The following is a 13,300-nucleotide window of genomic DNA, read 5'->3' as shown; positions in this document are numbered from 1 at the left end:
GCTCGGGTTTTATTTTTTATGTCGCCTGCATACCGCGACCTGAGCTAACTCCATTCCGTTGTGGATGCGCGGTCAGGCATGATCAATGCTGTGCGCCACGGAGTTTTTCCCCACGGCGTCTTAGCACTTCCATCACAATGAGTAACAGCAGCGCGGCTCCCACCATCATCGACGCGGCCGCGGCGATAGTCGGGTCCAGGTTTTCACGGATCCCGGCGAACATCTGGAGCGGCAACGTGCGCTGGCGCGGGCTCGCCAAAAACAGTGTGACGATCACTTCATCGAATGACGTCGCGAAGGCAAACAACGCGCCGGAAAACACCCCGGGCGCAATCAGCGGCAGCGTCACCTTGCGGAACGCCAACAGCGGCGGCGCTCCTAAACTCGCTGCGGCGCGGGTGAGGTTTTGATCGTAGTTTTTCAATACGGCCGTGACGGTAATGACCACGAACGGCACACCCAGCATCGCATGCGCCAGCACCAATCCTAAGTAGCTGTTAAGCAACGAGAGTTTGGCGAAGAAGAAAAACATCCCGACGGCGACGATCACCACCGGCGCAATCATCGGCGAGATCAATACCGCCATGACCAGCGATTTGCCGCGAAATTCACCGCGCACCAGCCCGACCGCCGCGAGGACGCCCAGCACGGTCGCCAACAACGTCGCCAGCGGCGCGATCAGCAGGCTGTTGCCGAGAGAGCTGAGCCACTCGCTGGAGTGGAAAAACTCGCGATACCAGCGCAGCGAAAAACCAGCCAGCGGATAGCTCAGAAACGATCCCGCATTGAACGACAGCGGCACAATCACCAGCACCGGTACAATCAGGAACAGCAGCATCGCAGCGCCGTAAAAATTAAAGAACGCATTCCATAAACGGATAACCAGCGCGCCTTGTTGTCTCATTTCCCTGTCCTCCAGTTATTGCGCGGCAATTTCAGCGTTGGTGCGAGTCACACGGATATAGACCACATACAACAAGGTCACGATCACTAGCAGTTGCGTTCCCAGCGCCGCCGCCATCCCCCAGTTCATGGTGGTATTGGTGAAGAACGCCACGAAGTAGCTCAACATCTGATCCCCTGGCCCGCCCAACAGCGCGGGCGTGATGTAGTAGCCTATCGCCATCATAAAGACCAGCAGCGCGCCGGCGGTCACGCCCGCATAGGTCTGCGGTACATAAACGCGCCAGAAAGCGATAAACGGATGCGCGCCTAGCGAAATGGCGGCGCGAACGTAGTTGGGCGAAATCCCCTTCATCACCGCATAGAGCGGCAAGACGAAAAACGGCATCAGGATATGCGTCATCGAGATGTAAACCCCGACGCGGTTGAACACCAACACCAGCGGATGGTCGATGATATTCAACGCCAGCAGCGAGCGGTTGATAAGCCCGCCGGACTGCAACAGCACAATCCAGCTCGCCGTGCGGACGATCAATGAAGTCCAGAATGGCAAAAGCACGAGGATCATCAGCAAATTAGCGCGATTAGACGGCTGCTTAGCCAGCCAGTACGACAGCGGATAGCCCAGCCCCACGCATAACAGTGTCACCACGCCAGCCATTTTCAGCGTGCGCAACAGCACATCGACATACAGGGACTGTTCCGGCGGCTGTGCCGTAATTTCGCCCGTCTGCGAATCGACCCGATGGTCAAACACCGCCAGCAGGTAATAGCTGGTAAACGGACGAGAAGCGCGCTGGAGGGTTTTCCAGGTGTTCAGATCACCCCACAGCGGCTGATCGGCGATCAGTTGTTCACGTACCGAGTCAGAGTCCGCAGGCGGCATTTTGCGCAGCGTGCGGTTGATTAAGGTGCGGTACTGACCATCTTCATACCCCAAACGTTTGGTGATCGCCGCCACCTGCCCGCCGCTGCGAGCCTGGCGGAGATCGGTGACCAACGCTTTGAACACTTCCTCATCGGGCACTTCATTGCCCGACCACTGCTGCATCGCGGCCACTGTGGTGGGCATATTGGTACGCAGTTCAGGATTGGATACGCTTTTGCCCAGAATCGAAAAAATGGGAAACAGAAAGCTGGCCAAAATAAACAGGAACAGCGGCGCGATCAGCAGCAGTGAACGTTTTTTATAACGCGACTGGGCATGACGCAGCTGCTGTTTCAGGCTGGCGTTTTCCAGGTGATCGGCCGGTGGCGCGGCGGCCACCCTTTCGCTCTGGGTCATCGATTTTCTCCTTACTCTTTCAGACCGTCACGGGATTACTGCTGGGCAGCCCAAGAATTAAAGCGCTGTTCCAACTCTTCCCCGTGATCGATCCAAAATTCGGTATCCACTGCCAAAGACTGTTCCAGGTTTTCCGGCGCTGTCGGCAAGTTGGTACGGATGGCGGCAGGCAGCAGTTCGTTGGTTTTGATATTGGTAGGACCATAGGCGATGTTTTCCGCAAAGACCTTCTGGTTTTCCGGCTGGTTGGCAAAGGCGATAAACTGTTCCGCCAGCGCCTTGTGCTTGGAGCCTTTAACGATGGCCCAGCTGTCCAGATCGTAAATGCTGTCTTTCCAGACGATATTGATGCCCGGCTTTTCTTTCTGTGCGACCGCCACTCGGCCATTGTAGGCGGACGTCATCACGACATCGCCGGAAACCAGCCACTGCAACGGCTGGGCGCCGGACTCCCACCACTGGATGTTAGATTTGATTTGACCGAGTTTCTTGAACGCGCGATCCACGCCGGCGGGCGTTGCCAGCACTTTGTACAGATCTTCACGCTTCACGCCGTCGGCCAGCAGGGCGATTTCCAGCGTAAACTTGGCACTTTTGCGTAAGGCGCGTTTGCCGGGGAATTTCTGTACATCCCAGAAATCGGCCCAACTGGTCGGCGCCTGTTTCAATTTGTTGGCATTGTAGGTCAGCACCGTCGACCACACGAAGATCCCGGCGCCACATTCGGAAACAGATCCTTTGACGAACTGAGATGGATCGCCCAGTTTTTTCCAGTCCAGCGGCTCCAGAAGCCCTTCGTTACAGCCGCGCAGCAGCTCCGGGCCTTCGACTTCGACAATGTCCCAGCTGATCTGGCCGGTTTCCACCATGGCACGCAGGCGCGCCATTTCGCCGTTATATTCGCCGGATTCGATCGTCCCCTTGCCCGCGGCCATAAACGGTTTGTAGAACGCTTTATCCTGCGCGTCCTTATTGGTGCCACCAAAGGAAATCACGGTCAGGTTTTCGGCCCAGGCCTGAGAGCTCATTGCGACAATCAGCGCGGATAAAGCAAATTTTTTCAACATAATCTGGCTCCTGGTAAAAGTGTGAACGCATTGCCAAACGGCGGCACTTTAGAGTTGTGAGAACAGTCATTGCTGTGATGAATAATCCCCTCTTTGTAAAAGCATATTTCGTGCCACTTTAGGCGTGAAAACAGGGAAATGAGACGGCACACGGTGGAATAAGGACATAACGCGAATATGTGCAGCACGCACGTTTTTACAGGGGAAAATGAGGGGGATAATTTGCTTTAGCATGGTGCACTCGAACAGTTCGAATGCACCACGATGTTACGAGGAGATGACACGGGATCGCCGTGTCAGTGCGTCATCAGGCTGAAGGCGTAAGATCCACGCAGAGGTATTTCATCTCGAGATACTCTTCGATGCCAAAGCGCGACCCTTCGCGACCCAGTCCGGACTGCTTGACGCCGCCGAACGGTGCGACTTCGTTGGAGATAAGCCCGGTGTTAATGCCGACCATGCCGTACTCAATCGCTTCAGGCACACGCCACTGACGAACCGCGTCACGCGTGAAGACATACGCCGCCAGCCCAAACTCAGTATCGTTCGCCATCGCGATGGCTTCCGCTTCGTCCGTGAACGGGAACAGCGGAGCGACAGGACCGAACGTCTCTTCGCGTGCAAACCGCATATCGCGCGTAACATCGCCAATCACCGTCGGGGTGAAGAATGTGCCGCCCAGCTCGTGCGACTTGCCGCCCAGCAGCAGCGTAGCGCCTTTCGTCAACGCGTCATCGATGTGCTGACGCACTTTGTCGATGGCCTGTTCATCAATCAGCGGCCCCTGCGTGACGCCCGGCTCAGTACCGTCGCCGACCTTGAGTTTTTTCACTTCCTCGACCAACCGCGCCGCCAACGCAGGATAAATCCCGCGCTGTACATAGATTCGGTTAGCGCAAACGCAGGTCTGGCCGCTGTTGCGGAATTTGGAGGCCATAATGCCTTTCACCGCGACGTCGATATCGGCGTCGTCAAACACGATGACCGGCGCGTTGCCGCCCAGTTCCAGAGACAGCTTTTTCACCGTCGGCGCGCTTTGCGCCATCAGAATGCGGCCGACTTCTGTCGAACCGGTGAAACTCAGCTTGCGCACCACCGGGCTGTCGCACAGCACTTTGCCTACCGCTGGCGCTTCGCCGGTGATCACCTGCAAGACGCCCGCGGGAATACCAGCCTGAAGGGCCAGCTCACCCAGCGCCAAGGCGGTAAACGGCGTCTGTTCGGCCGGTTTGACGATCATGGTGCAACCTGCCGCCAGCGCGGGCGCGGCTTTACGGGTAATCATGGCGGCCGGGAAGTTCCACGGCGTGATAGCCGCCGTGACGCCGATGGGCTGTTTCAGCACCAGCAGGCGCTGATTGGCCTGCGGAGACTGGAGAACACTGCCCTCAACGCGTTTAGCCTCTTCCGCGAACCACTCGATAAACGTATTGGCATAACCGATTTCACCGGACGCCTCCGCCAGGGATTTCCCCTGCTCGGCCGTTAACAATGCCGCCAGATCGGCCTGATTCTCACGAATCAGACGCGCCCATTCGAGCAGTACGGCAGCACGCTCTTTGCCCGTGCGTTGACGCCATGACGACAGCGCAGTGTCCGCCGCGTCAATCGCCTGCTGAGTCTGTTCCGCCGTCACAAGCGGGATGGTGCCCAACGTCTCACCGGTTGCCGGATTGTTGACGCTGAGTGTTTCACCGCTCAGGCTGTCCTGCCATTGGCCATTTATAAGGCATGACTGACGAAACAACGCTTTATTTTTTAATTGCATGAAGCCACCTTTACTGAGTCAGAACGCGGGACAGGAGCGTCAGCGCCTGGTTGAACTGGGCATCGGGAATGGTCAGCGGATACAAGAACCGGATGACGTTGCCGTGCACGCCGCAGGTCAACAGCAGCAGCCCCTGATCCAGCGCCGCTTTCTGATATTTTTTGGTGATTTCCGCGCTCGGTTTGCCCGTCTGTGGGTCATTAAATTCCACTGCAACCATTGAACCGCGAGCACGAATATCCACGATTGCCGGGCAGTGCGATTTCGCCTGTTCCAGCGTCTCTACCAGTGTAGCGCCCAGCTTCTGCGCACGCTGGCACAGTTGCTCTTCTTCGATAACGTCCAACACCGCCAGCGCGGAAGCGACAGCGAGCGGATTCCCCGCGTAAGTCCCGCCCAGACCGCCCGGGCCAGGGGCATCCATCACCTCAGCACGCCCCACGACGCCGGAGATCGGGAAGCCGCCGCCCAGACTTTTCGCCATCGTAATCAGGTCCGCTTTGTCCTGGTAATATTCCATCGCAAACACTTTGCCGGTTCGCGCGAAGCCGCTTTGCACTTCATCGGCGATCAGTAACATGCCATGCTGGTCGCACAGCTGGCGCAGCGCACTGATGAATTCTGGCGGCGCTACGTTGAAGCCGCCTTCACCCTGAATCGGTTCAAGAATGATGGCTGCGACCTGATCGGCGGCAATGTCCGTGTGCAGCAAGCGGTCGATGCTTTCCATCGCCTGTTCGACGCTAATGCCCTGATGTTCATTGGGATACAACGCATGGAAAATGGATCCGGGGAACGGCCCGAAACCCGTTGAGTAAGGGGCCACTTTGCCGGTCAGCGTCATCGTCAGCAGCGTACGGCCATGAAAAGCGGCGCCAAAAGCGATAACACCCGGGCGCTTGGTGTGCGCACGCGCAATTTTCACCGCATTTTCAACGGCTTCCGCACCGGTAGTGAAAAAAGTGGTTTTAGCCGGGCCGTCGATAGGCGCCAGTTCGTTGATGCGCTCTGCGAGAGTGACGTAGCTGCCGTAAGGCACAATTTGATAAGCGGTATGCGTGAAACATTCCAGCTGCTCGCGTACCGCCGCCAGCAGTTTGGGGTGACGATGCCCCGTATTGAGAACGGCAATCCCCGCAGAAAAATCAGTGTATTCATTACCTTCTACATCCCACAACGTCGCATTTTCCGCCTTGGCCGCAAAAAAATCACACATGACGCCGACACCACGCGGTGTAGCCGCCAAACGACGTTGATTGAGTTCGCTATTTTTCATTTTGTTTGCTCCGATTCGATGAACTTACGCATTGCTTGCGGCTGACGATTGACGTCTGTTGTTGCTATTTACCTCCTGCATGGTTCTATAATCCAGTGCCAGTTTATAAAATTTGAGGGATCCAATTTGCGCTCGCTACTGACAGACCTGCTCTTGCAGGGGCTGGAAAACCAGCAGGAAGGGACACTGAACAAACGGCTGAACGATGCCATTCGGCTGGCGATTCTCGAAGGCGCCATTGCGCCCGGCTGTCGTCTGCCATCATCGCGGGATTTGGCGCAGCAGCTGTCGTTGTCACGCAATACGGTGATCGCCGCGTACGAACAGCTGTTGGCGGAAGGCTATATCGAGACGCGTACCGGCAGCGGCACCTACGTCACCGAACAATTGCCGTCCGTCGCCGTTCCCCCACTGCGAGATAATAGCGAAAGCGCCGTGCGGCCTGCCTTGCAAGAGCTGTCGCGACGCGGTATGAATTTGCTCGGTTATACCGGCGCCTCGGCCCGTCAGTGGGGGGCATTCATGCCGGGGATCCCGGATATCACCTGTTTTCCCCATGATTTATGGCGGCGGCTGCAAACGCGTATCACCCGTCGAATGAAGCCGGAACAGCTCTCCTATTCCCCCAAAGGCGGCAGCCCTGAACTTCAACAGGCGCTGGTCGACTACCTGCGCGTCGCGCGTTCGGTTGAGTGCCGTCCTGAGCAAATTCTGATTACGGAAGGCACGCATCAGGCGATGGATTTGCTGGCGAAAATGCTCTGCAATCCGGGGGATTTAGCCTGGCTGGAGGAACCTTGCTACTGGGGAATGCGCAATGTGCTGACCATCAACGGGCTGCGCATTGCGCCTGTCGAGGTGGATGAGCAAGGCATGGTGCCGCCAGAAACCATCTCGCCCCAGTCTATTCCGCGCCTTATCTGTGTCACGCCATCGCATCAGTATCCCCTGGGCGCAGTGATGAGCCTGGCGCGCCGTCAGCGCTTGCTCGCGCTGGCGCAAGAGCATGGCAGCTGGGTTATCGAAGATGATTACGACAGCGAATTTCGCTTTTCCGGCAGCCCAATCCCGGCGCTACAGGGATTAAAGAATCAGCCACCTGTGATTTATATCGGCACGTTTAGCAAGACGCTCTATCCGGGTTTGCGAGTGAGCTACATGGTCCTACCGATGCATCTGGCGCGAGAGCTGAAAACCGGTCACGACGAGCTATATCGCGGCGGCCACATGCTGACGCAGCTTACCCTGAGCCAGTTTCTGCGCGAGGGCCACTATGCCGCCCATATTCGCCGGATGCGTCTGCTGTATGGCCGACGGCGTACGTTGCTCAGCGAGCTGATCGTCGAGCATCTGGGCGAGGACTATCTGGGCTATAACAGCAACGCGGGCCTGCACCTGATTTTACGGCTGCCCGACGCGACCGACGACGTGCTGCTCAGTAGTCGCATAATCCAACGCGGCGTGATGGTGAAACCCCTCTCCAGCTACTATCTCCGCCCTCGCCCACAGCGCGGGCTGCTGCTGGGATACGCCTGCGTCAAAGAGGAGGACATGGCGCAAGCGTTCTCCGTTATCGTGAACTGTATGAAGGAGATGCGCACGCCCTCAACGCCGACTTAACGGCCATCGTCGGGGCACTATTTTGGTGCCTTCGCCCACGATCGCCCTCACCATTATGAGGCATCACTTTTTTCAATAGGCCGCTGAGTCAGTCGAAAAACTGTTCAACCTGCCCAGTCATTCATCGGTGAATGGAGATACTTCGCTCACTTATTTTGCGCGTGGTAACCCTAAGATAACCGTCCCGCGCAGCGCCTATCGGTAACATGTTCACCGCGACGATCTCGCCATATCACCCCATATTTTTCATGCAGGCATGATTTATGCATGGACAGTGGAATACAGACACAGTGAGAGAGTGGCTTAATGAAAAACTTTGTCAGCTTCAAAAATATTCAAAAGACCTATGATGGCGATCGGCTGGTAGTCAAAAACCTGAACCTGGATATTCAGGAAGGCGAATTCTTGACGATGCTCGGCCCGTCAGGTTCAGGTAAAACCACCAGTTTGATGATGCTGGCTGGATTTGAAACCCCGACGCAGGGCGAAATATTGCTGCGCGATATTCCGCTGCATAATCAGCCTGCACATCAACGTGGGATCGGTATGGTATTCCAAAACTACGCGCTGTTTCCGCATATGACCGTGGCGGAAAATCTGGCGTTTCCGCTCTCCATTCGTCGTCTGAATCGCAGCGATATCAAAGAAAAAGTCGACCGCGTGCTGGACCGTGTAAAACTGACCAGCCTCGCCGATCGTTATCCGGCGCAGATGTCCGGCGGACAACAGCAGCGTGTGGCGCTGGCGCGCGCGCTGGTGTTTGAGCCGCGCTTGGTGCTGATGGACGAACCACTGGGGGCGCTCGATAAACAGCTGCGTGAACATATGCAGTTGGAGATCAAAGAGCTGCATCGCGCGTTGGACCTGACGGTCGTTTACGTGACCCACGATCAGAGCGAAGCCATGACGATGTCAGACCGGGTGGCGGTATTCAATGACGGCATCATCCAGCAAATGGACAGCCCAAGCGATATCTACGAACGGCCGCAAAATGCTTTCGTGGCGCAATTTATCGGTGAGAACAATACCCTGATCGGAACGCAGTCAGGCAGTGACGGCGACTATTACAACGTGACGGTGGGTGATGGCACCGTACTGAAAGCGCTGAAGGTACGCCCCAGTTCCCCAGGTAAAACCATTTCGGTCTGCATCCGTCCGGAACGGGTCAAAATCAACGCCGACCCCCTGCAGCCCGGTGCTCAACAGGTGAATGCTCGGATCAGTCAGTTTATCTATCTCGGCGACCACGTGCGGATGATGACGGACGTCGCAGGACAATCCCAGTTTATGGTCAAACTGCCGGCGAGCGATGTGGACCCTTCCTGGAAAGTCGGGACCGGTGTGAAACTGTCCTGGATGCCGGAAAATCTGCGTGCATTGGATGTGATCACGACACATTAATGTCCGCCATTCCCGTCCCAACAACCGCCTTGATGTAAGGCGGTCAGACTGGTGCGAAAATGGCCGCTGTCCTGTTTCGCGCCAGCGCTCCGTGTCCATCGCGACAAACGTGCCGTCAGGTTGCCATTGAAAACCGCTTTCAGGCGATGTCGTGAGCCGGGCTCTCGGCCCGCAATCGTTTCGCCCACGTTTCTTCACCATAAAAAAAGGCGGCTTTCGCCGCCCTTTCGGTTACTTGAAACCTGAATTACATCGCGGCCGCAAAGACGGAAACGATTTCAGCGTGCGTTCCTTGTCTCGGGTTGGTCAGGCTGCAGGCATCTTTCAGCGCATTGTCCGCCAGCGTGTTGAAGTCTTCTTCTTTTACGCCCAGCTCTTTCAGACCGGTTGGGATGCCAATGTCGCGAGACAGTGCGACGATAGCGGCAATCGCCGCTTCGGCCGCATCGGCGTCGCTCAGGTTAGCGACGTCAACACCCAGGGCTTTCGCCACGTCTTTCAGGCGAGCGGCGGCAACAGCGGCGTTATAGCGTACAACATGCGGCAGCAGCACGGCGTTGCAAACACCGTGCGGCAGGTTATAGAAGCCACCCAACTGGTGAGCCATTGCATGTACATAGCCCAGAGATGCGTTGTTGAACGCCATCCCCGCCATGAACTGCGCGTACGCCATTTGCTCACGCGCTTCCATATTTTTACCGTCGTGGACCGCATTGCTCAAATGCTCACGAATCAGCTCAATCGCTTTGATGGCGACCGCGTCGGTGATCGGGTCCGCCGCCGTAGAAACGTAAGCTTCGATCGCATGCGTCAAGGCATCCATACCTGTCGCCGCCGTCAGAGAAGCCGGCATACCCACCATCAGAGCAGGATCGTTAATGGACATCAGCGGGGTGACGTTCTGATCGACAATTGCCATTTTCACGTGGCGAACTTCATCGGTGATGATGCAGAAACGTGTCATTTCAGAAGCCGTACCCGCCGTGGTGTTGATGCCAAACAGCGCCAGCTGCGGACGATGTGATTTATCAACGCCTTCGTAATCGGCAATCTGGCCGCCGTTGGTCGCCAGCAACGCAATGCCTTTCGCACAGTCATGTGAAGAGCCGCCGCCCAGAGAAACGATACAGTCGCAGTCATTGGACTTCAGCAATTGCAGCCCTTCGTCCACGTTTTTGACCGTCGGGTTAGGCTGCACGCCGTCATAAACAGCGCTGAAAACCTGATGCTCATCCAGCAGAGTCTGAACAGAGGCCACGACGCCAATTTTGTTCAATACGCTGTCGGTCACAATCAGCGCTCGTTTGAAGCCCTGCGCCTGAATCTGTTTAGCGGCTTGCTGTAAAGAGCCTTCTCCCATCAGGTTTACTGCCGGAATATAAAATGCGCTACTCATGAGGTTTCACCATATCCATTGATTTTAAATGTTAACTGACGGCAATCCTATCACCGAGATACGCGAGTTAAATTGATTTAAAACAACTTAAACCTACCGATCCTAGAGCGATTGAAGGGGTTATTATGATGGGAGTCAATTATCGGCACGAGATTGTTAAAGAAATGATAATTTCTTTCGAATCCCGAAGGGCATCAAAACAGACTGGAAGACCACGAGGATCCCCGTGATAGCGTTGAGTGACGGGGAGTTTACCGCTGCGCGGATTATTCTAGTAAAAAAAAATAATAAATTTAAGTAACAAAAGTAAATGAGGGTAATGAAAAAAGGCGTGGTGGGAAATAAGAGAGGGAGAAAGAGAATATATTCATGTCCGCACCGATGAGATGCGGACAACCCGTGCAATGGGCTAACTGCGAATCTTACGATAAATCCACAGCACCACCAGGGAACCGATGACGGCGACGATGAAACTACCGAAGTTGAAACCATCTACACGGCCATAGCCGAAGAAGGTACTGATATATCCGCCGACGACGGCGCCAATGATGCCCAGCAGTATCGTCATGAAGAAACCGCCGCCATCATTCCCCGGCATGATCCACTTGGCGAGGATACCCGCGATCAACCCGAAGATAATCCATGAAAGAATGCCCATACCTACCTCATCTCGTTAGTGACTGACCTGTTTGCCCATTAAAATGGATCGCAGTTTGATTGTTGATGACCCATCTCGAATCAAAACCGAGGTTAAGTATAGCCAAAATTCCACGTTGCAACGTCTAACGCATCTGACTGCTGGTTTGTTGACCATACTCGGTTTTCAGCCGGCTTCACGCCGCCCCAGACGGCGGCAAAGTAACATCAAATCACAAAAAAACGGCTAGACCAGAATACCTTTTTATTGGTTAATAGCGTTCTCGCATTTTGGTTCTATGTCCTGCGTCCATCCCTTTGGCGGTAACGCTTTAACCGGTGATAAAAAGTGACTTAGCGTTGTATCCAAAGCATTTATCACCCTATTCCTAGATATATTTCCGCATTCTTTTCCTAAACTGAGTAATTGTACTGTTAAGGCCTCAGCAGCCAGGCACACGGAGGATAGAGATGAAAGTCAGTAAAGAGCGGTTTATCGGACTTGAGTGGCTCCGTTTTCTGCTGGGATGTTACGTTATGGTTTACCACACGCTGCACGTCTATCCCCAGCGATTCAACATCCCGTTTCTGGATGAGTTAACCAGTATGGGATTCTTTGCGACGAGCACCTTCTTTGTGTTGTCCGGTTTCTTGCTCGCTCACGTGTATATTCGAAATGGCCAGCTGCGCGAACCGGCCCGGCGCTTCATGGCCAAGCGGCTGTTCAATCTCTACCCCATTCACATCATCGGTCTGGTGAGCTCGATCCTGGTCGTCATGTTGATGCAGTGGCTGGCTATTCCCCCGGAAGGACAAGTCGCCAGCGCGCGTTTCGTGATCTATGACAGCAACCAGCCCGGCGTCGACCCGGCGTCGCTGCGCCACTACATGGATAACGCCCAGTTGACGTTCAACAGCGTGCTGCAACTGTTATTGTTACAGGCGTGGAATCCTTATTTTCTAACCTTCAATGCGCCGTTGTGGTCGCTGTCTACCCTGTTCTTCTTCTACCTTTTGTTCCCGCTGCTGGCGCCACGCTTGATGAACAGCCGTTATCCGCGCCGATGGTTAACGTTCATCTTTGTGCTCTATTTACTGCCTGCGGTATGGGTGGTCTGGCACAAGCTGTACGGCATGCCGTATACCGGTCTTCTCCAACGCGGTCCTATTTTCCGATTACCGGAGTTTCTGGCCGGTATCCTCGGCTATGCGATTTTCCGGCAGTATAAAGACGGTGTGGTGCCTGCGCTGACCGCCCGTCAGCGCAATGGGCTGGTGGCCTTTATCGTGGTCTGCTTCATTATCGCCACCGTCCTGTTTACCCGCGGCCGCGCTCACTGGTACTTCCTGCTGCATAACGGGCTTTTGCTGCCTTCACAGGTTCTGTTAGTCTGCCTGTCGGCGCAAGCCCGCGATCCCCGCAGCGAGTGGATCAGAACATGGTCTCCACGTCTGGGTGCCGCCTCGTTGTCCATTTTTGCGCTGCATGTGCCATTATTTAACCTTTACCGAACGCTGGAGCAGCTGGTGCGGGCCAATCCCATGACCTGTTTCACTCACTGGTCTCAGTGCGTCGTGACGGCCGGCCAGGTACAGCTCTCCATGACCGGTTACGGCATTTTCCTATTAACGACGGTGGCGCTGTGCGTCATATTTCAGGAACAGGTTGTGGTGCGCATTCGCAACGCGCTGACGGACCGCTTTCTGAGCCGCCGACTCACGGAGTCGAGCAGCGCAGCTTAATCGTTTCGCCGTGGGAAGCTCAGGCTTCCCACACTGTTATACCGGTAAATCATTAATGACCTCGGTTATAACGATTTACATTCTAATTGATACTCACTTATGCCTAGAGACACGACTCGTTTCCTGTTAATGTTTGCGGCGCCGGTTCCAACCGGTGTTCTAACGGCCGAACGTCTCAAGGACGTCTTTCAACATCAGTCACCAT

At 55.3% G+C, this 13,300-nt stretch carries 10 protein-coding genes; 3 read left to right on the top strand and 7 right to left on the bottom strand.

Annotated elements, in window-relative coordinates; translation table 11 throughout:
- Positions 1–82: 82 nt before the first annotated feature.
- The 5 genes from CKQ53_RS13580 to CKQ53_RS13560 form a co-directional block, all read right to left on the bottom strand.
- Entirely contained in the window at positions 83–904 is an 822-nt protein-coding gene (locus tag CKQ53_RS13580) for an ABC transporter permease (protein ID WP_085651829.1), read from the bottom strand.
- Positions 905–919: 15 nt separating this feature from the next.
- Complete coding sequence (locus CKQ53_RS13575) at positions 920–2,188, bottom strand: ABC transporter permease (RefSeq protein WP_094118512.1); 1,269 nt, start codon at positions 2,186–2,188, stop codon at positions 920–922.
- A 35-nt stretch (positions 2,189–2,223) separates the two neighbouring features.
- Positions 2,224–3,255 carry an ABC transporter substrate-binding protein gene (locus CKQ53_RS13570; RefSeq protein ID WP_118895084.1) on the bottom strand — a complete coding sequence of 344 codons (1,032 nt, stop codon included), beginning with the start codon at positions 3,253–3,255 and terminating at the stop codon, positions 2,224–2,226.
- Positions 3,256–3,562: 307 nt separating this feature from the next.
- Complete coding sequence (locus CKQ53_RS13565; protein ID WP_118895082.1) at positions 3,563–5,023, bottom strand: NAD-dependent succinate-semialdehyde dehydrogenase; 1,461 nt, start codon at positions 5,021–5,023, stop codon at positions 3,563–3,565.
- Between the two features lie 10 nt (positions 5,024–5,033).
- Positions 5,034–6,299 carry a 4-aminobutyrate--2-oxoglutarate transaminase gene (locus CKQ53_RS13560; protein ID WP_118895080.1) on the bottom strand — a complete coding sequence of 422 codons (1,266 nt, stop codon included), beginning with the start codon at positions 6,297–6,299 and terminating at the stop codon, positions 5,034–5,036.
- Between the two features lie 126 nt (positions 6,300–6,425).
- Here CKQ53_RS13560 and pdxR point away from each other — a divergent pair, with 126 nt between their 5' ends.
- Both pdxR and CKQ53_RS13550 read left to right on the top strand, forming a co-directional pair.
- Positions 6,426–7,919: a MocR-like pyridoxine biosynthesis transcription factor PdxR gene (pdxR, locus tag CKQ53_RS13555; protein ID WP_085651834.1), complete on the top strand. Its 1,494-nt coding sequence runs from the start codon at positions 6,426–6,428 to the stop codon at positions 7,917–7,919.
- 306 nt (positions 7,920–8,225) lie between these two features.
- Positions 8,226–9,320: an ABC transporter ATP-binding protein gene (locus CKQ53_RS13550; RefSeq protein WP_094118511.1), complete on the top strand. Its 1,095-nt coding sequence runs from the start codon at positions 8,226–8,228 to the stop codon at positions 9,318–9,320.
- Between the two features lie 247 nt (positions 9,321–9,567).
- On the opposite strand, the gene yiaY is transcribed toward CKQ53_RS13550, so the two are convergent.
- Together yiaY and CKQ53_RS13535 are read right to left on the bottom strand one after the other, a co-directional pair.
- Positions 9,568–10,716: an L-threonine dehydrogenase gene (gene yiaY / locus CKQ53_RS13540; RefSeq protein ID WP_085651837.1), complete on the bottom strand. Its 1,149-nt coding sequence runs from the start codon at positions 10,714–10,716 to the stop codon at positions 9,568–9,570.
- A 409-nt stretch (positions 10,717–11,125) separates the two neighbouring features.
- A complete protein-coding gene (locus tag CKQ53_RS13535; RefSeq protein WP_085651838.1) occupies positions 11,126–11,374 on the bottom strand; it encodes a GlsB/YeaQ/YmgE family stress response membrane protein in 249 nt (82 codons plus the stop codon).
- A 449-nt stretch (positions 11,375–11,823) separates the two neighbouring features.
- Here CKQ53_RS13535 and CKQ53_RS13530 point away from each other — a divergent pair, with 449 nt between their 5' ends.
- A complete protein-coding gene (locus tag CKQ53_RS13530) occupies positions 11,824–13,095 on the top strand; it encodes an acyltransferase family protein (protein ID WP_094118510.1) in 1,272 nt (423 codons plus the stop codon).
- Positions 13,096–13,300 lie beyond the last annotated feature (205 nt).

Origin of the sequence: Lonsdalea britannica, from assembly GCF_003515985.1 — a bacterium.
Classification (GTDB): Bacteria; Pseudomonadota; Gammaproteobacteria; order Enterobacterales; family Enterobacteriaceae; genus Lonsdalea; species Lonsdalea britannica.
This window is presented reverse-complemented; position numbering and strand designations above follow the sequence as displayed.

Excerpts from the sequence above, each read along its gene's own strand:
- CKQ53_RS13580 (WP_085651829.1), bottom strand. The coding sequence starts at position 904 with ATGAGACAACAAGGCGCGCTGGTTATCCGTTTATGGAATGCGTTCTTT.
- CKQ53_RS13575 (WP_094118512.1), bottom strand. The coding sequence starts at position 2,188 with ATGACCCAGAGCGAAAGGGTGGCCGCCGCGCCACCGGCCGATCACCTG.
- CKQ53_RS13570 (WP_118895084.1), bottom strand. The coding sequence starts at position 3,255 with ATGTTGAAAAAATTTGCTTTATCCGCGCTGATTGTCGCAATGAGCTCT.
- CKQ53_RS13565 (WP_118895082.1), bottom strand. The coding sequence starts at position 5,023 with ATGCAATTAAAAAATAAAGCGTTGTTTCGTCAGTCATGCCTTATAAAT.
- CKQ53_RS13560 (WP_118895080.1), bottom strand. The coding sequence starts at position 6,299 with ATGAAAAATAGCGAACTCAATCAACGTCGTTTGGCGGCTACACCGCGT.
- CKQ53_RS13550 (WP_094118511.1), top strand. The coding sequence starts at position 8,226 with ATGAAAAACTTTGTCAGCTTCAAAAATATTCAAAAGACCTATGATGGC.
- yiaY (WP_085651837.1), bottom strand. The coding sequence starts at position 10,716 with ATGAGTAGCGCATTTTATATTCCGGCAGTAAACCTGATGGGAGAAGGC.
- CKQ53_RS13535 (WP_085651838.1), bottom strand. The coding sequence starts at position 11,374 with ATGGGCATTCTTTCATGGATTATCTTCGGGTTGATCGCGGGTATCCTC.
- CKQ53_RS13530 (WP_094118510.1), top strand. The coding sequence starts at position 11,824 with ATGAAAGTCAGTAAAGAGCGGTTTATCGGACTTGAGTGGCTCCGTTTT.